This is a genomic window from Kribbella sp. NPDC004875 (assembly GCF_042873375.1).
Lineage (GTDB): Bacteria > Actinomycetota > Actinomycetes > Propionibacteriales > Kribbellaceae > Kribbella.
Map to the genome: position 1 here is coordinate 964,763 of NZ_JBIALI010000003.1, position 19,491 is coordinate 984,253.

At 68.2% G+C, this 19,491-nt stretch carries 19 protein-coding genes; 1 reads left to right on the forward strand and 18 read right to left on the reverse strand.

Features of this window, described 5'->3' with window-relative positions:
• Positions 1 to 13: 13 nt before the first annotated feature.
• The 9 genes from ACFYRH_RS21670 to ACFYRH_RS21710 all read right to left on the reverse strand — a co-directional run bounded on the left by ACFYRH_RS21670 (position 14) and on the right by ACFYRH_RS21710 (position 10,567).
• Entirely contained in the window at positions 14 to 1,438 is a 1,425-nt protein-coding gene (locus ACFYRH_RS21670) for a cellulase family glycosylhydrolase (protein WP_387777880.1), read from the reverse strand.
• A gap of 12 nt (positions 1,439 to 1,450) precedes the next feature.
• Entirely contained in the window at positions 1,451 to 3,010 is a 1,560-nt protein-coding gene (locus tag ACFYRH_RS21675) for an FAD-dependent oxidoreductase (protein ID WP_387777882.1), read from the reverse strand.
• 2 nt (positions 3,011 to 3,012) lie between these two features.
• A complete protein-coding gene (locus tag ACFYRH_RS21680; protein ID WP_387777885.1) occupies positions 3,013 to 4,035 on the reverse strand; it encodes a LacI family DNA-binding transcriptional regulator in 1,023 nt (340 codons plus the stop codon).
• Positions 4,032 to 4,988, reverse strand: a complete 957-nt coding sequence (locus tag ACFYRH_RS21685) for an ABC transporter ATP-binding protein (RefSeq protein ID WP_387777888.1) — start codon at positions 4,986 to 4,988, stop codon at positions 4,032 to 4,034. Before ACFYRH_RS21685 ends, ACFYRH_RS21680 begins: the two co-directional genes overlap by 4 nt.
• A complete protein-coding gene (locus tag ACFYRH_RS21690) occupies positions 4,985 to 5,959 on the reverse strand; it encodes an ABC transporter ATP-binding protein (protein WP_387777891.1) in 975 nt (324 codons plus the stop codon). Before ACFYRH_RS21690 ends, ACFYRH_RS21685 begins: the two co-directional genes overlap by 4 nt.
• Positions 5,956 to 6,816 carry an ABC transporter permease gene (locus tag ACFYRH_RS21695; RefSeq protein WP_387777894.1) on the reverse strand — a complete coding sequence of 287 codons (861 nt, stop codon included), beginning with the start codon at positions 6,814 to 6,816 and terminating at the stop codon, positions 5,956 to 5,958. The genes ACFYRH_RS21690 and ACFYRH_RS21695 overlap by 4 nt, the downstream gene beginning before the upstream one ends.
• 2 nt (positions 6,817 to 6,818) lie before the next feature.
• Entirely contained in the window at positions 6,819 to 7,817 is a 999-nt protein-coding gene (locus ACFYRH_RS21700) for an ABC transporter permease (RefSeq protein WP_387777897.1), read from the reverse strand.
• Between the two features lie 2 nt (positions 7,818 to 7,819).
• The gene (locus ACFYRH_RS21705; protein ID WP_387777900.1) at positions 7,820 to 9,466 is read right to left on the reverse strand and encodes an ABC transporter substrate-binding protein; all 1,647 of its coding nucleotides are present in this window, start codon (positions 9,464 to 9,466) and stop codon (positions 7,820 to 7,822) included.
• 117 nt (positions 9,467 to 9,583) lie between these two features.
• Positions 9,584 to 10,567, reverse strand: a complete 984-nt coding sequence (locus ACFYRH_RS21710; protein WP_387777903.1) for a methyltransferase domain-containing protein — start codon at positions 10,565 to 10,567, stop codon at positions 9,584 to 9,586.
• A 301-nt stretch (positions 10,568 to 10,868) separates the two neighbouring features.
• Here ACFYRH_RS21710 and ACFYRH_RS21715 point away from each other — a divergent pair, with 301 nt between their 5' ends.
• A complete protein-coding gene (locus tag ACFYRH_RS21715; protein WP_387777906.1) occupies positions 10,869 to 11,867 on the forward strand; it encodes an alpha/beta hydrolase in 999 nt (332 codons plus the stop codon).
• Between the two features lie 6 nt (positions 11,868 to 11,873).
• Here ACFYRH_RS21715 and ACFYRH_RS21720 read toward each other — a convergent pair whose 3' ends face one another.
• From ACFYRH_RS21720 to atpB, 9 genes are all read right to left on the reverse strand, one after another.
• Entirely contained in the window at positions 11,874 to 12,305 is a 432-nt protein-coding gene (locus ACFYRH_RS21720; RefSeq protein WP_387777909.1) for a DUF2550 domain-containing protein, read from the reverse strand.
• A gap of 99 nt (positions 12,306 to 12,404) precedes the next feature.
• Positions 12,405 to 12,806, reverse strand: a complete 402-nt coding sequence (locus ACFYRH_RS21725; RefSeq protein ID WP_387777912.1) for a F0F1 ATP synthase subunit epsilon — start codon at positions 12,804 to 12,806, stop codon at positions 12,405 to 12,407.
• 1 nt (position 12,807) lies between these two features.
• Positions 12,808 to 14,262: a F0F1 ATP synthase subunit beta gene (atpD, locus tag ACFYRH_RS21730; RefSeq protein WP_387777915.1), complete on the reverse strand. Its 1,455-nt coding sequence runs from the start codon at positions 14,260 to 14,262 to the stop codon at positions 12,808 to 12,810.
• Positions 14,263 to 14,267: 5 nt separating this feature from the next.
• A complete protein-coding gene (locus ACFYRH_RS21735) occupies positions 14,268 to 15,179 on the reverse strand; it encodes a F0F1 ATP synthase subunit gamma (protein WP_387777918.1) in 912 nt (303 codons plus the stop codon).
• 6 nt (positions 15,180 to 15,185) lie between these two features.
• Complete coding sequence (atpA, locus tag ACFYRH_RS21740; RefSeq protein ID WP_387777921.1) at positions 15,186 to 16,823, reverse strand: F0F1 ATP synthase subunit alpha; 1,638 nt, start codon at positions 16,821 to 16,823, stop codon at positions 15,186 to 15,188.
• An 88-nt stretch (positions 16,824 to 16,911) separates the two neighbouring features.
• Positions 16,912 to 17,709 carry a F0F1 ATP synthase subunit delta gene (locus ACFYRH_RS21745; protein WP_387777924.1) on the reverse strand — a complete coding sequence of 266 codons (798 nt, stop codon included), beginning with the start codon at positions 17,707 to 17,709 and terminating at the stop codon, positions 16,912 to 16,914.
• Positions 17,709 to 18,281 (reverse strand): F0F1 ATP synthase subunit B, encoded by a 573-nt coding sequence (locus tag ACFYRH_RS21750; RefSeq protein WP_387777927.1) that lies wholly within the window; start codon positions 18,279 to 18,281, stop codon positions 17,709 to 17,711. The genes ACFYRH_RS21745 and ACFYRH_RS21750 overlap by 1 nt, the downstream gene beginning before the upstream one ends.
• Positions 18,282 to 18,316: 35 nt before the next feature.
• Positions 18,317 to 18,553: an ATP synthase F0 subunit C gene (gene atpE / locus ACFYRH_RS21755; protein WP_359929978.1), complete on the reverse strand. Its 237-nt coding sequence runs from the start codon at positions 18,551 to 18,553 to the stop codon at positions 18,317 to 18,319.
• Positions 18,554 to 18,630: 77 nt separating this feature from the next.
• Positions 18,631 to 19,413 carry a F0F1 ATP synthase subunit A gene (gene atpB, locus ACFYRH_RS21760; RefSeq protein WP_387777931.1) on the reverse strand — a complete coding sequence of 261 codons (783 nt, stop codon included), beginning with the start codon at positions 19,411 to 19,413 and terminating at the stop codon, positions 18,631 to 18,633.
• Positions 19,414 to 19,491 lie beyond the last annotated feature (78 nt).

A 19,491-nucleotide genomic window follows, 5' to 3' on the forward strand; every position in this document is an offset into this window, starting at 1 on the left:
CGGCCACTGGGGTTCAGTGAGCGGCCACCTCGTAGACGCGGGCAATGTCCGGTGTCGTGTTCGACGGGTCGGTCACGGTCAGGCGCAACTGGTCAATTGTCGCGGATGGCCCGGGCACCGAGACCAGCGACCGGGTGTTACCGGTGACACTACCGAGCTGGACCCACCCGGCAGCGGTGTGCCCTTCCACCCTGAACGCCGTCAGCGTGGTCCCGGTGGCGACGTTCGGGTAGCCGTAGCCGCTGTACACATCCACCTGGTTGACGTCCTTGTACCCACCGAAGTTCAGAGTCAGCACCGGCGTCGTGTCACCGACCGCGGACATCCACCGCCCGCTGTCCGTACACGACCCGTCGACCGCCTTCACCGCACCCGAGTTCGCGTCGTACGTCGACGACGCCGTCGCGCTCGCCCCGCGCGCGAGATGACTGGAGCACGGTGACGTCGCCGGAGCACCGGCCAGCCAGTCGCGGATGAAAGCGCCTTCGTACTCGCCGGACAGCAGGTTCCAGAACTTGTCGAACATCACCGGCGCCCAGAAGTTGTCGAACACCCAACCGAGCCACCCGATCTGCGGACGCGCGTCCAGGTACTGCCGCAACGGCAGCCCCCAGCCGGACGTCGTACCGGCGGTGACCGCGTTGGCCGACGGCGACGGGTCCCAGCCGAACTCCGTCAGGACGACGGGCAGTGTCGCGGCCGCCGTACCGAACTTGGGATCCAGGTTCGCGGCGGTCGCCGGCCCCTGGTTCGGATACAGGTGGTAGACGTAGGCGATGTTGCCGCCGGTGATCGGATCGGTGAGCGCCCCGTTCAGCCGGGTGCTCCAGGACGGGCTGCCCATCAGGATGACGTTGGACGCGACCGACCGGATCGAGTCCACGACGGGCTGGATGTAGGACTTCCAGGTCGCCCAGTTGTCCGGCGCGATCGGCTCGTTGAACACCTCGAACAGCACGTTCGGGTTGTTCGCGTACCGCGGCGCGATGACGTCCCAGAAGCCCTTGACATCGGCCTGCGGTACGGCGCCCGCGGCGTCACCGTAGTTGCGGACCAGGTGCAGGTCGATGATCACGTAGAGACCCTTGGCCACCGCGTGGTCGACGTACGGCTTGATGTAGGTGGCGTCGTAGGCGTTCAGGTCCTTGCCGATCGCCTCGGTGACGAGCAGCCGCAGCACCTTGGACTGCCAGCCGTTCGCGACCGTCATGTCGATCAGGTCGTTGAGCGGCTTGGAGTTGCAGTCGGTGCAGACGTCGTTCTGTTCGGGGGCGATGACGGAGACACCTTTGAGGGTGACATCGGTACCTGCGGAGTTCTTGATGCGGTTGCCTTCGGTGTGCAGAGCCGGAAGGGCGGTGATGGACGCGGACGCGCTCACCACAGCTGTGGAGAGGAGCAGGGCACTGCACAGGGCGGCCAAAGACTTTCGGAGCACAGCATCATCCCTTCAATCGCGATGGGTGCGGATCTCTTCGGGCCATGCCAGCGGGGTCTTCAGGCGGTCCGCCAGCAGGCGCTGGTAGTCGGCCAGATGGGTGGGATCGTTGCGGACCTTGCGCGGAGACAGGCCTTCGGTCAGGCAGAAGCCGACCAGTGCGCCGACCGCCTCGCCGATGCTCCACTCGACCGGGTGAAGGCGGTAACAACCGTTGGTGATGTGTGTGGTCCCGATGTTCTTGTTCGCCGGCAGCAGGTTGTCGACACGTACCGGGATCAGCGCGCCGAGCGGGATCTGGAACGGGTACGCCTCGATGTCGACGTAGCTGCGGCCCGCCGTACTCGGGTGCAGGTCGATCCGGTAGCGCCCGAGCCCGACGGTGTCCGCGAACACCTCGCTGCCCGCTCCGTCCGGTCGTGCCTCGACGCCGACATGCTGCTCCAGCACGGTGAACTCGGCCTGGATCCGCCGCGCCTCGCGGATGTACGGCGTCTTCGCGAGGCCGTCCGGCGTACCGGTGACGTCCGGACGCAACCGCAGGCCCGGGTAGCCGCCCTCGGTCTGCATCCAGTACAGGAACGACAGCGAGAGGTCCCGGCTCGCGGCCAGCGCCTTCGCCGGGTCGGGCGCGCCCAGCAGCGGCTGCTCCCAGTAGTCGAGCTGCGGCCAGTTGACCACCGTGACCGCGGGGATCGCCTTGTCGACAAAGTTGCTCTCAGCAAGGATCTGCCGGTACCGCCAGAGCGAGAACGGCGCCCGCTGCTCCGGGTTCGCGTCGAGCAGCTTCCACTCCCGCTGCTCCAGCGTCGACGGTACGACGTCCGTCCAGGACAACTGCGGTCCCGGCCAGAACGGCGCGACCGCGGTCTGCCAGTGCTCGTACCCGGCCGGCCGCTCGATCGTGTGGTCCTCCCCCGCCCGGTGCTCGAGGGCGAAGCACCACGAGAACGCCTGCTGATCCAGCGGATCCGCGACCTCGGGCGCGTGCAACTCACCCGTCCGGTCGCGGCCTTCGGCGCCGATCACGTGCTCGACGTTCGCGAGCTCCAGCAGATCACCGAGCTCGGTCGCGTCCACGACGTACGTCGCTGAGACGGTCACTTCGCCGCCCGCGCGAAGGTCCCGCAGGGTCACTGCCTCGATCTCGTCGCCGGACGTGGAGGCCGCGATCGGCTCGTGCTCCATCAGCACCGTCAGGCGTCCGGAGGCGCGCCACGGGGCGAGCATCTCCTCGAGAACGGCTGCGGCGACCCGCGGTTCGTGGCAGAAGCGGCTGACGACGCCGAGGCCGGGATCGAGCAGCGGGTCGGCGGCCGCCTCCGGAGTCAGCGGGTAGTTCCGCCGGTAGTAGTCGCGGATCCGCCGGCGAAGTTCGGCGTACCCGCCGGCGGCGTACTGCTCGATCCAGGGGTGCTCGTCCGGCGGGACGAGCTGGCTGGTGAGCTGTCCACCCAGCCAGTCCGTCGGCTCGGTCAGTACGGCGCGATGCCCGAGGCGGACCGCGGTCATCGCGGCGGCGACTCCACCGAGGCCACCGCCGACGACGAGCACATCAGTTTCCAGTTCCACCGTTACTCCTTAAGTCTGGGCGCGGCGACGGTTTCGCCCGCCACCAGATCGCAGGCCACCAGTTGGCTGACCGGCTCCGCATCCGGGTTCTCGACCCGCGCCACCAGGGCGTCGATCGCGATCCGGCCGATCTCCTGACGCGGGATCACCAGGCAGTCCCAGCGGTGACCGGGCTCGTCGCCGGAGCCTTCCAGCACGGCGACGGACAGGTCCTCGGGGATGCTCAGCCCGCGCGCGGCGAGCCGGGTCCGCAGGTCCTCCGCGAGGCCGACGCTCTCCGCGACGACCGCGGTCTCAGGTCCGCTCACGAGCTCGTCCAGCCACTCCTCGGACAGATCCGGCACGCCGTGGAACCCGGGCGACCTGTCCTGCAGGCCAAGGCGCTCCACGGCGTCGCGGTACCCGGCGCGGCGATCGGCGTACGCCTCCTGCTCGATGCCGGAGCGTAGGTAGGCGAGGTTCCGGTGGCCGCGGTCCGCCAGCGACTCGACCAGCCGGCCGGCGGCGCTGTGGTAATCCGGCACGATGCAGGGCACCTCGGCGCCGGGCACCTCGCGGCGGCCGATGTGGACGAACAGGTACCCGTCGTGCCACAACCGGGCCAGCTCCTCGCGATCGGTCGCGGCACCGAGCAGCACGGTCCCGTCGGCGAGGTTCAGCCGGTTGGTGCCGTCGCGGTAGATCCGCCGCCGGCCATCACTGGTCCCTGTCGACGTGAACAGGACCAGGTCGTACCCGATCTCCTCGGCCCGCTCCTCGATCCCGAGCAGGAACTCGAAGTAGAAGTCCTCGCGGGCATGCGGGAACACGGCCTCGAAGGTATGGACGCCGAGCAGCCGGTTGCGCTTGTTGCGCAGGTTCCGCGCGGCCGCGTTCGGGACGTACCCGAGCTCCTTCACCGCCGCCAGGATGCGGTCCCGGGTCTCGACCGGGATCCGGTCCACGTCCCCGCTCACCACCCGGGAGACCGCGGACTGGGAGACGCCCGCGAGCCGGGCGACGTCGGACTGTCGTGGTGCTTTCATTTCTTCTCCTGCAACCAGCAATGGGTCCAGCGCCCGTTGGGTAGTTCGGTCCGGGGCGGTGCGTCGGTGCGGCAGACGTCCATCGCGAACGGGCACCGCGGATGGAACCGGCAGCCCGCCGGCGGGTCGATCAGGCTCGGCGGCTCGCCGAGATCCTCCGCGTCGAAGAGGCCGTCGCGGTCGCGGCGCTCGGGATCCGGTGACGAGTCGATGAGCAGCTGCGTGTACGGGTGCAACGGGTCGGCGATCACGTCCTCCTTGGGACCGCCTTCGACCATCTGACCGGCGTACATCACGACGATGTCGTCGCACAGGTAGCGCGCGCTCGCGATGTCGTGCGTGATGTACAGCAGCGCCAGACCGTCCTCGGTCCGCAGCCGGTCCAGCAGGTTCAGCATCTCCAGCCGGATCGACACGTCCAGCATCGAGATCGGCTCGTCCCCGAGCAGCACCTTCGGCTCGACCGCCAGCGCCCGCGCGATCACCACCCGCTGCCGTTGCCCGCCGGACAACTCGTGCGGGAACTTATCGATGAACTGCTCGGTCGGCGTCAGACTCACCCGCTCCAGCAGCTCGACCACCCGCCGCTCCAGCTCGTCCTTGGACCGTACGGCGTGATGCAGCCTGACCGCCCGCTCCAGGTTGTACCGCACCCGGTGCAACGGGTTCAGCGACCCGAACGGGTCCTGGAAGATCAGCTGAACGTCGCTGTAGTACGCCCGCGGCTTGCCCTTCACGACGTCGCCGTGCAACCGGATCTCCCCCGACGTCGGCGGATAGAACCGCGCGAGCAGCCGCGCCAGCGTGGTCTTCCCACTGCCGCTCTCGCCCACCAGCGCCACGATCCGCCCCGGCTGCAACGCCAGCGTCGCGTCCTCGACCGCGCGCACCGTCGACCGCCCGGCCGTGAAATGCTTCGAGACCGCCCGGGCCTCGAGAACGGGTTGGCTCATGCTCGATCATCTCCCGACGGGTACAGCCGGCATGCGACGGCATGATCCTCTATGGTCAAGAGCTCCGGTCGTTGCTCGTCACAACCGTCGAAGCGGTCCGCGCAGCGCGGGTGGAACGGGCAGCCGGGCGGCGGGTTGCGGAGGTCCGGCGGGCTGCCGGGGATCCCGGTGAGTTTCCGCAGTGGGGAGCGCAGCGGTGGGAACGAGTCGCGCAAGCCGCGGGTGTAGGGGTGGCGGGGCTTGGTGTAGAGCGACTCCGCGGTGCCGATCTCGACGATGCGGCCGCCGTACATGATCGCGATCCGGTCGGCGACTTCGAGGAGCAGCGAGAGGTCGTGCGTGACGAACACGACCGCGAAACCGAGCTCACGGCGCAGGCGCAGTACCTGGGCGAGGATCTGGCGTTGCATCACCACGTCGACCGCGGTCGTCGGCTCGTCCATCACCACGAGCTCGGGCCCGCAGGCCAGCGCGAGCGCGATGCCGGCGCGCTGACGCATACCGCCGGAGAGTTCGTGCGGGTACGCGCGGACGCGGTCGGCCGAGATACCGACCATGCCGAGCAGCTCGGCCGCCCGGGTCCACGCGTCGGCTCTGCCCAGCTTCCTGTCGTGCTCGCGGAGAACGTCCACGAACTGCGCTCCGAGCCGCATCACCGGGTTGAGCGCATCCATCGCGCTCTGCAGGACGATCGCCAGCGACGTCCAGCGGAGTTTGCGGAGGTCGTCCGGGCCGAGCGCCACGAGGTCGGTGCCGTGGAACTCGATCCGGCCGGCGGTGGTGACCGCCGGCGGCCGCTGCAGCCGGGTGAGCGCGGTGATCAGCGTCGACTTCCCCGACCCCGACTCCCCCGCCACGCCGAGGATCTCGCCGCGGCGCAGCTCGAACGTCACGTCGTCACAGGCCCGCACCGGCCGATCCCCGGTCACATAGTCGACCGTCAACCCGTCCACCACCAGTACGTCGCTCATGCCTCGACCACCTTCCGGGCCTTGACCACGACGGAACGCCGCGCCATCCGCAGCTTCGGGTTCGACAACTCGTCGACGCCGAAGTTGACCAGCGTCGCCGCCGTACCGATCAGCGCGATACACAGCCCCGGCGGCACGAACCACCACCACAGGCCACGCAGTACGGCGCTCTGCTGCTGCGCCGCCTGGATCATCGTGCCCCAACTGATCGACGCGGAGTCGGTGATACCGAGGAAGGCCAGCCCGGCCTCCGCCATCACGCCGCCGATCATGCCGTGCAGGAACATCGCCGAGATCCAGCCGGTGAGGTGCGGCAGCACCTCACAGAAGATCAGCCGGCGGTGCGGCTCGCCGACCATCCGCATCGCGAGCACGAAGTCCCGGCTGCTCAGGCTGAGCGACTGGGCCCGGAGCGTGCGTGCCCCGCCCGACCAGCCGAACAGGCCGATGATCAGCGCGATCACGAGCGGACCGGTGCCCTGCACGTAGCCCGCGACGATCAGGATCAGCGGGAGGACCGGCATCACCAGGAACAGGTTGGTGAGGAAGTTCAGGCCGTTGTCGACCGCGCCACCGAAGTACCCGGCCGGGACGCCGACCAGGATCGCGATCAGCGTGCCGATCGCGGCGGCCAGCAGGCCGACCAGCATCGAACCGCGGGCACCGGCGATGGTCTGCGCGAGCACGTCCTGCCCGAACTGGGTCGTGCCGAACAGGTGGTGCGCGCTCGGCGGTTGTGAGATCGCGCTGATGTCGTTCGCGCGCGGGTCGCCGCCGATCATCGGGCCGAAGCCGGCGAGCAGCACGAAGAACGTCAGGATCGAGAGGCCGATGCGGACTTTCCAGCTCCTGAGCATGATCATCCCCTCGCCCGGATCCGCGGATCGAGCAGCACGTACGCGAGGTCCGCGACCAGATTCGCCAGCAGGACCGCGAGCGTGATCAGCAGGAAGACGCCCTGCATCATCGGGTAGTCGCGTTTCTGCAGGGACTCGTACAGCAGGTACCCGATGCCGGGGTAGCTGAAGACGATCTCGGTGAGCAGCGCGCCACCGACGACACCACCGAGTGCCATCGCGAACCCGGTGAAACTCGGCAGCATCGCGTTTCGCGCGGCGTACCGGAACATCACCCGCCGCGGCGAGAGGCCCTTGGCCTGCGCGAGCAGCACGTAGTCCTCGCGGACGGTGGTGACGGTCATGTTCCGCATCCCGAGCAGCCAGCCGCCGAAGGCCGAGAACACGATGGTTGCTGCGGGCAACACACCGTGGTGCAGCACGCTGACGGCGTACGCGAGACTGAAGCCCTGCGGGAGGTCGGCGTCGTACCCGCCGGACAACGGGGTCCAGCCGAGGACGAAGCCGAACACCCAGAGCGCGAGGAGCGCGACCCAGAAGTACGGGACGCTGCTCAGGAACGTGGTGAACGGGGTCAGGATCGCATCCAGGCGACTGCCCGCCCGCCAGCCGGCGACCACGCCGAGCAGGGTGCCGATCGCGAAGGCGGTGACGGTTGTCGTACCGACCAGCAGGAGGGTCCACGGCAAGGCCTGCCAGACCAGGTCGGCGACCGGGACCGGGAAGTTGACCACCGAGACCCCGAGGTCGCCGTGGGACAACTGCCGGAGATAGTCGGCGAACTGCTGGGCCAGGTTGGCGTGCGGGTTGCCGAAGATCGCGCGGATCGACATCAGTGTCTCGGCCGGCACCTGCTGGCCGCTGACCCGCTCCAGCTCCTCGACGATCGCGGACGACGGGTCGCCGGGCATCAGCCGCGGCAGCAGGAAGTTCAGCCCGATCGCGGCGGCCGCGGCAGCCAGGTAGAACCCCAGCCGCCGGGCCAGGAACGCCCACCGCATCGTCAGTTCCCCCGGCGCTGAAGCTTCAGCAGCGTCAGGATCGTGTCCGGTCCCATGCCGACGAACGGGATGTGCTCGAAGTTGTCCGGCGCCGGCCAGCCGGTCCAGCGGGTCGCGTTGATGTCGACGAAGTAGAAGTTGTTGTAAATCGGGCTGAACGGGACCTTGTCCACGACGATCTTCTGCAGTTGCCGGCCGAGCGTCTTCAACTGCTCGACGTCGTCGGTGCGCTGCATCGCGGCGATGATCGCGTCGGTCTGCGGGTCGTTCCAGCGGCCCTGGTTCAGGGTGGCCGACTTGCCGATCGGCGTCAGGTACTGGCTGCTCAGGAAGCGATAGACGCCGTACACCCCGGAGCCGCCGGTGGACGCGGCGACCAGGTCGAACTGGCCGAGGTTCTGCTTGTCGTAGTACCCGGCGCTCGGCTGGCCGGCGCTCTTCACCTGCAGGCCGAGATTCTGCTTCCAGGTGTTGATCAGGATGTCGGCGTAGTTGCCCCAGCCCCAGTCGGAGTTGAACAGGATGCTCGGCTGGTACCGCTTGCCGTCCTTCACCAGGGCGCCGTTGTCGACCGCCCAGCCACCCTTGGCGAGCTCCGCCTTCGCCGCGTCCGCGTCGACCTTCTGGACCTTGCCCTTGTACGCCGGGTCGAGCCAGTCGGCGAACAGTTGCTCGGAGAGTCCGGTCGGTCCCGCCTCGGTACCCGGCCGCTGCAGCGTGGTGACGACCGCTGTGCGATCGATGGTGAGGGCGAGCGCACGCCGTACGTGCTCGTCATTGAAGGGGGCCTTGCCGGTGTTGAAGAGCACCGACATCGCGCCGCCGTTGGAGTAGAGCTGGTACAGGTGCTTGTCCGGGTCCTTGGCGACGTACTCCTTCTCGCCGTTCGGCCAGCTCGCGGAGGCCCAGTCGATATCGCCCTTCAGCAACTGGGCTTTCAGCGCGTCCGCGCTGGTCGGGATGATCTTGTACGTGCTCATCGGGAGCTTGCCGCCCCAGTAGTCGGTGCGCGCCTGCAGCGTGATCTGCTGCGGCTTGAACTCCTTCAGCGTGAACGGCCCGGTGCCGACCGGGTCCGGGTTGGTCCAGGTGTTCAGGTTCTGGCCGGCCCAGATGTGCTTCGGGACCATCGGCAGCAGGATGTTCGCGAACTGGTTGAGGGTCGCGTACGACGGCTCCGCGAACCGCACCTGGATCGTGTGCTCGCCGGTCTTCGCCACCGACTTGTAGGTGATCCCGGCGATGCTGAAGTCCGGCTTCTCGATCGGGAGACCGAGCGAGTACGCGACATCGTCCGCGGTGAACTTCTGACCGTCCGACCAGGTGACGTCGCTGCGGAGCTTGATCGTCAGCAGCTTGCCCTGCTCGCCGAACACCCAGCTCTCCGCGAGCCACGGCTTCACCACGCCGCCGTCGCTGTAGTCGACACGCATCAGGGGTTCGTAGACGAGCTCCATGTTCGGCGCCTTGTCCGTCGCCGGGCCCATCACGTTGTAGTTGCGGACGAACGTCGTACCGCCGTCGGTCTTGGCGTAGACGATCGACGCGCCTGCTGCTGCACCACCACCGGCCGGCTGCGCCGCGGGACCCGAACAGCCCGCCACGAGGATCGCACCGACCACCATCAACACCCGCCACCGACTGCGCATATCTCTCACCCCAGGACTAGAGCGGCTGCACGTTCATACGTATGAGCACTCGAATATGAGCTATTCAAGCGATGCTCTTACGTATGCGCAGGAACCTACGAACGTTACGCACACATGTCAAGACCGAGACGGCCCCGCAACGACAATGGCTGGATGCTGCCCGGCGACCGCGATCTCGTGACGGGCATGGACCTGCCAGCCACGGGCCAGTTGGCCGACCTGGTGGGCAGCGAGAATCGCGACCAGCAGGCCGCCGGGGCGAAGGCTCCGGTGCCAGCGGCGGATGTACGGGCGCAGGTCGCCGATGTGCACGCGGCGGTCCCAGGGCGGGTTGGTCACGATGCGATCGGCGGGCGTCGTCAGGTATGCCGCATCGCCGCGTCGCCAGGTGATGGTGGACCCGTTCTCCTGAGCTGCTTCGATCGCCGCCGGGTCACGATCCAGGCCGACGTACCGTGCTCGCGACTCGAGTGCGTGCGCTTCCAGGAGCAGTGTCCCGGCACCACAGAACGGATCGACGACGTCGTACCCAGGGGCAAGTCTTGCGAGCCGCGCCATCGCGGCAGCGACCGGCGGGTGCAGACTTCCCTGCACTGTCCGTCGGCGCCACGTCCGCCGATGCAGCGGTACGGCGTACGGGCGCAGCGCGATCCACAACGTCTTGCCGTCCAGGACGACCCGCCACTCGGACCGCTCGTCCGGTGGCGCGACACCGTGCCGGCGCGAGTGGTACCGCCCGCCCGTCAGCCGCGCGATCCGCTCCCCCACCCGATCCTCGACATCGAACCGATTGAAGGTCCGCGCCCCCACGAACGACGCGCTCACAGCGAACGCGCCACGGTCAGCCGGGGCCGCCTGCAACGCCAGGCGGACAGCATCGACCAGCCCGGCCTTCGACCGCCCGGGATCCGGCGCCAGGCCGTGCACCTCGAACAGGTCGTCGGCGACCCGCGGCGGCTGCTCGATCAGCACCTCCGAGGTCGGCTCGACGATCAACTGCCGCTTGGACATCTCGACCACCCGATGCCCAGCCGCCACAACCTCCTCAGCGGCAAGCCATTCCAACCCCGACACGGTTCGCACGAGAACGAGCGCAGGCATGACGAATCTCCCGGTGAGCGCCCGGGAGCAACCAAGGGGCTACTCCCGCGTCGCCGACCACGGGCAGAACGCCACGCGACGGGCCGACGGAAGTCAGCCGCGTCGGAAGAAACTCGTCATGCGGGCGATCGTGGCACACGAGCCGCCGGGAGCCCACCGGTTTTCGACCGCTCGCCGCACATCCCGCACCACCGGTCGACAGCACCAGCTACGGTCTTGAGTAATTAACACGCAGGGTTTTAACTTCAGGTCGTCGTCAGGCAACACGTTGTGAGCACAGTCCCCCGCCCGGAGGTTGCTCGTGAACGCACACTTGTCCCGATTCGGCCGCCGAGCTGTGCTCGTCGCCGCTGTCTTCCTCGGCCTCTCCCCCATAGCTCCCGCGCAGGCGGCTCAGCCGCCCGCGGTCGTCCAGGCCGCACCACGCGGCGCTGAAGTCGTCGCGGTCAAGCAGGTAGCGAACCGGTTGACCGACCTGACCGTGCGCTCCCAGGCCCTCGGCGGCCGCACCGTCAACGTCCGTCTGCTGACACCGGACGGCTGGAACCCCGCGGACCGCAGTCAGCACTGGCCGACGTTCTGGCTCCTGCACGGCTGCTGCGGCGACTACACGTCCTGGTCCGGCACCGACATCGCGACGATCCCGAGCCTCCGCAAGGTACTCGTCGTCATGCCGGAGGCCGGCTGGAACGGCTGGTACAGCGACTGGTGGAACTACGGCGCCGGCGGCGACCCGGCCTGGGAGACCTTCCACACCGTCGAACTGGCGCACCTGCTGGAACACGACTGGGGCGCGAGCTCGAACCGCGTCGTCGCCGGGCTCTCGATGGGCGGCCAAGGAGCGCTCCTGTACGCCGCCCGCCATCCCGGTATGTTCCGCGCGGTCGCGGCGTACTCCGGCTCGGCGCATCCGCTGCTCAACGACGAGTCGATCAACCGGATCAAGGGCTTCTTCGCCGGTCAGGGCAACGACCCGCTCCGGGTCTGGGGCGATCCGGTCGCCCAACGCGGGATCTGGGAAGCCCACGACCCGTATTACCTGGCCCATCGGCTCAAGTCGCTACCCGTCTACCTCTCGTGTGGCGACGGCACCGCCGGCCCCTTCGACCCGCCCGGGAAGACGGACGCGCTGGAAGCCGACTTCAACCGGCAGAACCACGCGCTCGCGGCCGAGCTGGAACAGGCCGGCGCGAAGCACCTGACGACGAACTTCTACGGGCCGGGCACGCACGGGTGGGCCTACTGGCAGCGCGAGCTGCACGCCTCCCTGCCGATGCTGCTCACCGCACTCGAGAGGTAGGGCGCCTCAGAGGTAGGTCTGTGTGCTGGGTGGAGCTGACTCCATCCAGGCGAGGACGCCGGTGAGCGCCTCTTCGGTCATCGCGAAATGGACCGTGCGGTCACGCAGCTTCGCGTCGACGATGACGTGACCGGCGTACGTGACCAGGGGTTCGTTGCCCATCGGGCGGCGGGTGGTGACGCCCTCGAGCTGGCGGCGGTTCACCGTCAGCTTCGGCCACCAGGCGAGACTGAAGACCCGGAACCACTGCAGGTCGTCGCCGACGTACCGGGCCAGGCCGAGGGCCCAGCCGCGCCCGTGCTCCTTCTCGGCGAGCTGCAGGCTGCAATCAAAAGTTCCGCCGTCCCTGGACAACCAGCGACGGCGGAACGCGACGAGCACGATGAACAGTACGGCGGCAGCCAGACAGACCCCGACGACATCGAGGACTGTCCTCATACCTTGCCGACCCCATTTCCGGTGCCAATTCGGGTGCTACTCCGGGCACCTCCGGAGAACCGTACTGTCAGTGACGATATTCGATTATGGCAGGTCGGGTCAGGACGTCTGCTCGGCGGCCCGTACCCGGGCCTCGGCGAGTCGTACCTCGTCGGCGTCGGCGTCGGCCAGGCCGGCCGCCATCGCCTGCTCGAGCTCGCGCCGAGCCTCCTCGAGGTCGATGTCGTGACCCATCTCGGCGTTCTCGGCCAGGATCGAGACCCGGTCGTTGGCCACCGAGACGAACCCGTCCGGCGCGGCCGCGACGAAGTACTCGTCGTCGACGGTCCGCACCTGGACGGTGCCGCCCTGCAACAGGCCCAGCAGCGGCGCGTGGCCGGGCAGGATACCGACGTCACCGTCCGTGGTCCGGGCGATCACGATCTTGGCCTGCCCCTGCCACACGGTCCGCTCGGCCGCGACCAGCGCGACCTCGAGGTGCTTGGCAGACTCGTCGGCCATCTCAGTTGTCCTTCTGCAGCTCGGCCCACTTGCGCTCGACGTCGTCCAGCGATCCGACGTTGAAGAACGCCTGCTCGGCGATGTGGTCGCACTCGCCCTCGGTGATCTTCTTGAAGGACTCGATGGTGTCCTTCAGCGGCACCGTGGAACCGGCGATGTTGGTGAACTTCTCCGCCATGTAGGTGTTCTGCGAGAGGAACTGCTCGATCCGGCGCGCCCGCGCGACGGTGATCTTGTCCTCTTCGGAGAGCTCGTCGACACCGAGGATGGCGATGATGTCCTGCAGTTCCTTGTTCTTCTGCAGGATCTGCTTCACCCGGACGGCCACGTCGTAGTGCTCCTGGCCGATGTACTGCGGGTCGAGGATCCGCGACGTGGAGGTCAGCGGGTCGACGGCCGGGTACAGACCACGCGACGCGATGTCACGCGAGAGCTCCGTGGTGGCGTCGAGGTGGGCGAACGTGGTCGCCGGCGCCGGGTCGGTGTAGTCGTCGGCGGGCACGTAGATCGCCTGCATCGAGGTGATCGAGTGACCGCGGGTCGACGTGATCCGCTCCTGCAGCACGCCCATCTCGTCGGCGAGGTTCGGCTGGTAACCAACGGCCGACGGCATCCGGCCGAGCAGCGTGGAGACCTCGGAACCGGCCTGCGTGAACCGGAAGATGTTGTCGATGAACAGCAGTACGTCCTGCTCCTTGACGTCGCGGAAGTACTCCGCCATCGTCAGCGCCGACAGCGCGACGCGAAGCCGCGTGCCCGGCGGCTCGTCCATCTGACCGAACACCAGTGCGGTGTCCTTGAAGACGCCGGCCTCTTCCATCTCGTTGATGAGGTCGTTGCCCTCACGGGTCCGCTCACCGACGCCGGCGAACACCGACGTACCACCGAAGTTGTGGGCGATCCGGTAGATCATTTCCTGGATCATGACGGTCTTGCCGACGCCCGCACCGCCGAACAGGCCGATCTTCCCACCCTGCACGTACGGGGTGAGCAGGTCGAGGACCTTGATGCCGGTCTCCAGCATCTCGGTCTTGGACTCGAGCTGGTCGAAGGCCGGCGCCTTGCGGTGGATCGGCCAGCGCTCGGTGATCTCGAACTCGGACTCGTCCTGGTTCAGGCACTTACCGGTCACGGACCAGACCCGGCCCTTGGTGACGTCACCGACCGGGACGGAGATCGCGGCGCCGGTGTCGCGCACCTCGGCGCCCCGGACCAGACCGTCGGTCGGCTTCATCGAGATCGCCCGGACGATGTTGTCGCCGACGTGCAGCGCCACCTCGAGGGTGATCGTCTGGGTGAGCTCGCCGATGGTCAGGTCGACCTCGAGCGCGTTGTAGATGTCGGGCATCGCGTCGGCCGCGAACTCGACGTCGACGACCGGGCCGATCACCCGGGCGACGCGACCGACGCCCGCGGCGCCGGCCTCGTTGTTCTTCTCGGTAACCGTGGCAGTCATCTCTCTCACTCGCTCCCGGCGTTCGCGTCGGCCAGCGCGCTGGCGCCACCGACGATCTCGCTGATTTCCTGGGTAATTTGCGCCTGGCGGGCCTGGTTCAGGTCCCGGGTCAGGCTCTCGATCAGGTCCTGCGCGTTGTCGGTCGCGGACTTCATCGCGCGCTGCCGGTTGGCCAGCTCGGAGGCTGCCGCCTGCAGCATGCAGTAGTGGATCCGGCTGGCGACGTACTTCGGCAGCAGCCCGTCCAGCACGTCCTCGGCGGACGGCTCGAACTCGTACAGCGGCAGGACGTCGTCCGGCGCCGGTGCCTCCTCGCCCTCGACGACCTCCAGCGGCAGCAGCCGGATGACGTCCGCGCGCTGGGTGAGCATCGACACGAACCGGGTGAAGACGATGTGGATCTCGTCCACGCCGCCCTCCTCGGTCGGGGTCAGGAAGGCCTCGATCAGCGCGTCGGCGATCTCCCGGGCCCGGGCGAAGCTCGGGTTGTCGGAGTCACCGGTCCACGACTGCGCGACCTCGCGCTGGCGGAAGGTGTAGTACGCCACGCCCTTGCGACCGCTCAGGAACGGGACGATCTCCTTCTCGTCCTCGCGGAGCAGCTGGTTCAGCCGCTCGCCCTCACGGATCACGTTGGACGAGTACGCGCCGGCCTGGCCGCGGTCGGAGGTGATCAGCAGCACCGCCGCCCGCCTCGGGTTCGGCTTCTCGGTGGTCAGCGGGTGGTCGACGTTCGAGAACGTCGCCACCGCCGACACCGCACGGGTGAGCTCACGCGCGTACGGACCGGCCGCCTGGGCGCGTTGCTGCGCCTTGACGATCCGGGACGCCGCGATCAGCTCCATCGCGCGGGTGAGCTTCTTGATCGTCGTGACCGAGGCCTTCCGATCGCGAAGCTCCCGCAGGTTGGCTGGCACGGTGGATCAGCCCCGCTTCTGCTTGACGATCTGCTCCTGGTCGACGTCCGACTCGTCCATCGCCTCGGCCGGAGCCTCGGTGCCGAGCAGGTTGCCGTCGGAGGTCTGGAAGGTCGGCTTGAACTTGTCCAGCGCCTCGGTCACGGCCGCCGCCTCGTCGTCGCCGAACTGGCCGGACTCCCGGATCGCGTCGAGCACCTTGCTCTCGCGCTTCAGGAAGTCCAGGAAGTCACGCTCGAACCGGAGCACGTCGATCACCGGGACGTCGTCGAACTTGCCGTTCGTACCCGCCCAGATCGAGACCGTCTGGTCCTCGACCGGGTACGGCGAGTACTGCGGCTGACGGAGCAGCTCGACCAGACGCTGACCGCGGTCCAGCTGCCGGCGGGACGTGGCGTCCAGGTCGGAGGCGAACATCGCGAACGCCTCCATTGCGCGGAACTGGGCCAGGTCCAGCTTCAGTGAGCCGGAGACCTTCTTCATGCCCTTGACCTGCGCGGCACCACCGACGCGGGACACCGAGATACCGACGTCGATGGCCGGGCGGATGTTGGCGTTGAACAGGTCCGACTGCAGGAAGATCTGGCCGTCGGTGATCGAGATGACGTTGGTCGGGATGAACGCCGAGACGTCGTTCGCCTTGGTCTCGATGACCGGCAGACCCGTCATCGAGCCGGCGCCGAGCTCGTCGGACAGCTTCGCGCAACGCTCGAGCAGGCGGCTGTGCAGGTAGAAGACGTCACCCGGGTAGGCCTCACGGCCCGGCGGGCGGCGCAGCAGCAGCGACATGGCGCGGTACGCCTCGGCCTGCTTGCTCAGGTCGTCGAAGACGATCAGGACATGCTTGCCCTGGTACATCCAGTGCTGGCCGATCGCCGAGCCGGTGTACGGCGCGACGTACTTGAAGCCGGCCGGGTCGGACGCCGGGGAGGCGACGATGGTGGTGTACTCCATCGCGCCGGCCTCCTCCAGCGCGCCGCGGACGGACGCGATGGTGGAACCCTTCTGGCCGATCGCCACGTAGATGCAGCGGACCTGCTTCTTCGGGTCGCCGGACTCCCAGTTGGCCTTCTGGTTGATGATCGTGTCGATCGCGATCGCGGTCTTGCCGGTCTTGCGGTCGCCGATGATCAGCTGCCGCTGGCCACGGCCGACCGGGATCATCCCGTCGATGGCCTTGATACCGGTCTGCAGCGGCTCGCGGACCTCCTGGCGGTCCATCACGCCGGCCGCCTGGAGCTCCAGCGGGCGGTCGCCCTCGAGGTCGGTGATCTCGCCGAGACCGTCGATCGGCTTGCCCATCGGGTCGATGACGCGACCCAGGTAGCCCTCGCCGACCGGCACCGACAGGACCTGTCCGGTCCGGCGGACCTGCTGGCCCTCCTCGATCCCGTCGAACTCACCGAGGACGACGACACCGATGTCGCGGACGTCGAGGTTCAGCGCGATACCGCGGGTGCCGTCCTCGAACTCGAGCAGCTCGTTGGTCATCGCCGAGGGCAGGCCCTCGACGTGCGCGATCCCGTCACCCGCGTCGACCACGGTGCCGACCTCTTCGGCGGTGGTGTCGGCCGGTTGGTACTCGGTGACGAACCGATCCAGGGCGTCCCGGATCTCCTCCGGCCTGATCGTGAGCTCAGCCATTGTGTTTCCTGCTTCCTTGACCTTGCTGGCCTGTTGTGGCTCTAAAGGCTTCCCGACCCTTAGCGCCGCTTATGTCGTTAAGGGGCGCTCAGCCCGCGATGCGCCGTTGCGCGTCGTCGAGCCTGGCCGCGATGGTTCCGTCGATCACTTCGTCGCCGATGTCCACCCGGACGCCGCCGACAACGCTTGCGTCGACGATCACGTTCAGCTGGATCTCCCGGCCGTACTGCCGCCCGAGCGCCGTCGCGAGGCGGGTGCGCTCCGCCTCGGTCAGGTCGGTGGCCACCCGCACCGTCGCGATGCTGGCGTTCCGCCGGTTCGCCGTGGCGACCTGGAAGGCCCGCATCGACGCCGCGAACGCGCGGCCCCGGCCGTCCACGGCCTGCTCGGCGAGCCGCACCGTGCTGATGTCGGCCTTGCCCTGCAGCAGTCCGCGGATCAGTTCCTGCCGGTGCTCGACCGGGATGCTCCGGTCACCGAGCTTGTCGGCCAGCGTCCGCTCGACGGCGACCACCCGGTCGAGCCGGAACAGCTCGTCCTCGACCTCGTCCAGCTTGCGCCGGCTGTCGGCGTAGGCCACCTCGGCCTCGACGCTCAACTGGTCCAGCGCGTCGCCCAGGTCCCGGCCGCTGACCCAGCGACCGGCCACCGCGGCGGACAGGATCTCCAGCGCCTGGGGGGAGATCTTGCCGCCGAACAACTGCTGGGCCAGTGCGGTCTTGGACGCCGCCGGCCGGGCCGGGTCGGTCAGGGCGCGCCGGAGCGCGCCGCTGCCGTCCAGCAACTTGGCGATCGAGAACAGCTCGCCGCCCAGCGTCTCGGCCGGGCTGACACTCGCCAGGACCTGCTCGGCCCGGGCGAACGACTCGTTCGACGCGCCGCGCATCAGCCGTCCGTTCCGACAGCCTGACGAGCGGACTCCGAGGCCTCCAGATCGGCCAGGAAGCGCTCGACGGTCCGGCGCTGCCGGGCCTCGTCCTCGAGCGACTCACCGACGATCCGGCCGGCCAGCGTGGTCGCCATCGTGCCGACCTCGCCCCGCAGCGAAGCGACCGCCTGGGCGCGCTCCGCGTCGATCTGGGTCCGCGCGTGGGTGACGATCCGCTCGGCCTCGACGTTCGCCCGCTCACGCATCTCCGCGATGATCGCCGCACCCTGCTCGCGGGCGTCCTCGCGGATCTTCGCAGCTTCCTGCCGGGCCTCGGCCAGCTGCGCGTTGTACTTCTCCAAAGCCGCCTTCGCCTCGGCCTGGGCCTGCTTGGCCTCGTTCATCCCGCCTTCGATCGCCGCGGTCCGATCGGCGTACGCCTTCTCGAACTTCGGTACGACGACCTTGGCGAAGGCGATGGCCAGCAGGACCAGGAAGACGAAGCCGAAGATGATCTCGGCGGTGTGCGGGATCAGCGGGTTGACGTCCTCGCCGGCCGCCTCAGCCAGAGGGAGCACCATCGTCATCATGTCCGTGTCCTGTCAGTCAGTCTGGAAAAGGGGGATCAGGCGCCGGCCTTGAACACGAACGCCAGCGCGATACCGATGATGGCCAGAACCTCGGTGACACCGAAGCCGATCCACGCGATCGACTGCAGCTTGCTCTGGGCCTCCGGCTGCCGCGCGGTGCCGTTGATGACCGCCGCGAAGATCAGACCAACGCCGACGCCCGGGCCGATCGCGGCGAGGCCGTAGCCCAGGACGGCGATGTTGCCGGTGATTGCGAGAGCGATGTTGCTCATTTGCGGTGTTTCCTTTCGGTACGGATAGGGGCTATCCGGGTTTCCGTTGCTACGGGTCTGTTGGGGGGTACTGCGAATCAGTGGTCGTCGGCGATGGCGCTGCCGATGTACTGCGCGGTCAGCACCACGAAGATGTAGGCCTGGATGCACTGGACGAACAGCTCCAGTCCGGCGATCGCGAGGCCCATCAGGAAGGTGAGGACGCCGACGCCGCCGAGCGCGATGCTGCCGGACTCGAACACCATGTACTCGGCGCCGAGGACGAACACCAGCAGCAGGATGTGGCCGGCGAACATGTTGGCGAACAGCCGCAGGCTCAGCGAGACCGGGCGCACCAGGATGTTCGAGATGAACTCGATCGGGATCATCAGCGGCATCAGCCAGACCGGCACGCCGGCCGGCATCGTCTGGTGCTTGAAGTAGCCCCAGGCGCCGTGCTTGCGGATACCGACCGCGTTGTAGATGACCCAGCTCATGATCGCGGCCACGTAGGCCCAGCCGATGTGGCTGAAGGTCGGGAACTGCAGCAGCGGAACGGTCGCGGCGACGTTGTTCAGCAGGATGAAGTAGAAGAGGCCGCACAGGTACGGCACGTACTTCATGTACTCCTGGCTGCCGATCGCGTCGCGCGCGATCGAGTTGCGCACGAAGTTGTACCCGAGCTCGCCGGCGAACTGCAGCTTGGTCGGGACGATCGCGGCCTTGCGGGACGCACCCCAGTAGAACCAGACGATGACGACGACGGTCAGCGCGCTGATCAGGACGGGCTTGGTGAACCAGTCCACTCCGTCGATGATCGGCGGAGTGTTGAAGCTCTGTGGACCGGGTGCGATGAACTCGGTCGGAACGCCGGCGGTCACCGGGTCTCCTCTCGCGTCGTGCTCAAGTCGGACGCCTTGTAGCTAAGGGCAGGGCGGCTCAGGGCATGGCGGTCAACA

Coding starts and splice junctions, on each gene's coding strand:
- ACFYRH_RS21680 (WP_387777885.1), bottom strand. CDS start 4,035: ATGAAAGCACCACGACAGTCCGACGTCGCCCGGCTCGCGGGCGTCTCC.
- ACFYRH_RS21745 (WP_387777924.1), bottom strand. CDS start 17,709: ATGCGCGGCGCGTCGAACGAGTCGTTCGCCCGGGCCGAGCAGGTCCTG.
- ACFYRH_RS21720 (WP_387777909.1), bottom strand. CDS start 12,305: ATGAGGACAGTCCTCGATGTCGTCGGGGTCTGTCTGGCTGCCGCCGTA.
- ACFYRH_RS21725 (WP_387777912.1), bottom strand. CDS start 12,806: ATGGCCGACGAGTCTGCCAAGCACCTCGAGGTCGCGCTGGTCGCGGCC.
- ACFYRH_RS21750 (WP_387777927.1), bottom strand. CDS start 18,281: ATGATGACGATGGTGCTCCCTCTGGCTGAGGCGGCCGGCGAGGACGTC.
- atpD (WP_387777915.1), bottom strand. CDS start 14,262: ATGACTGCCACGGTTACCGAGAAGAACAACGAGGCCGGCGCCGCGGGC.
- ACFYRH_RS21700 (WP_387777897.1), bottom strand. CDS start 7,817: ATGCGGTGGGCGTTCCTGGCCCGGCGGCTGGGGTTCTACCTGGCTGCC.
- ACFYRH_RS21695 (WP_387777894.1), bottom strand. CDS start 6,816: ATGCTCAGGAGCTGGAAAGTCCGCATCGGCCTCTCGATCCTGACGTTC.
- ACFYRH_RS21705 (WP_387777900.1), bottom strand. CDS start 9,466: ATGCGCAGTCGGTGGCGGGTGTTGATGGTGGTCGGTGCGATCCTCGTG.
- atpE (WP_359929978.1), bottom strand. CDS start 18,553: ATGAGCAACATCGCTCTCGCAATCACCGGCAACATCGCCGTCCTGGGC.
- ACFYRH_RS21690 (WP_387777891.1), bottom strand. CDS start 5,959: ATGAGCGACGTACTGGTGGTGGACGGGTTGACGGTCGACTATGTGACC.
- ACFYRH_RS21685 (WP_387777888.1), bottom strand. CDS start 4,988: ATGAGCCAACCCGTTCTCGAGGCCCGGGCGGTCTCGAAGCATTTCACG.
- atpA (WP_387777921.1), bottom strand. CDS start 16,823: ATGGCTGAGCTCACGATCAGGCCGGAGGAGATCCGGGACGCCCTGGAT.
- ACFYRH_RS21710 (WP_387777903.1), bottom strand. CDS start 10,567: ATGCCTGCGCTCGTTCTCGTGCGAACCGTGTCGGGGTTGGAATGGCTT.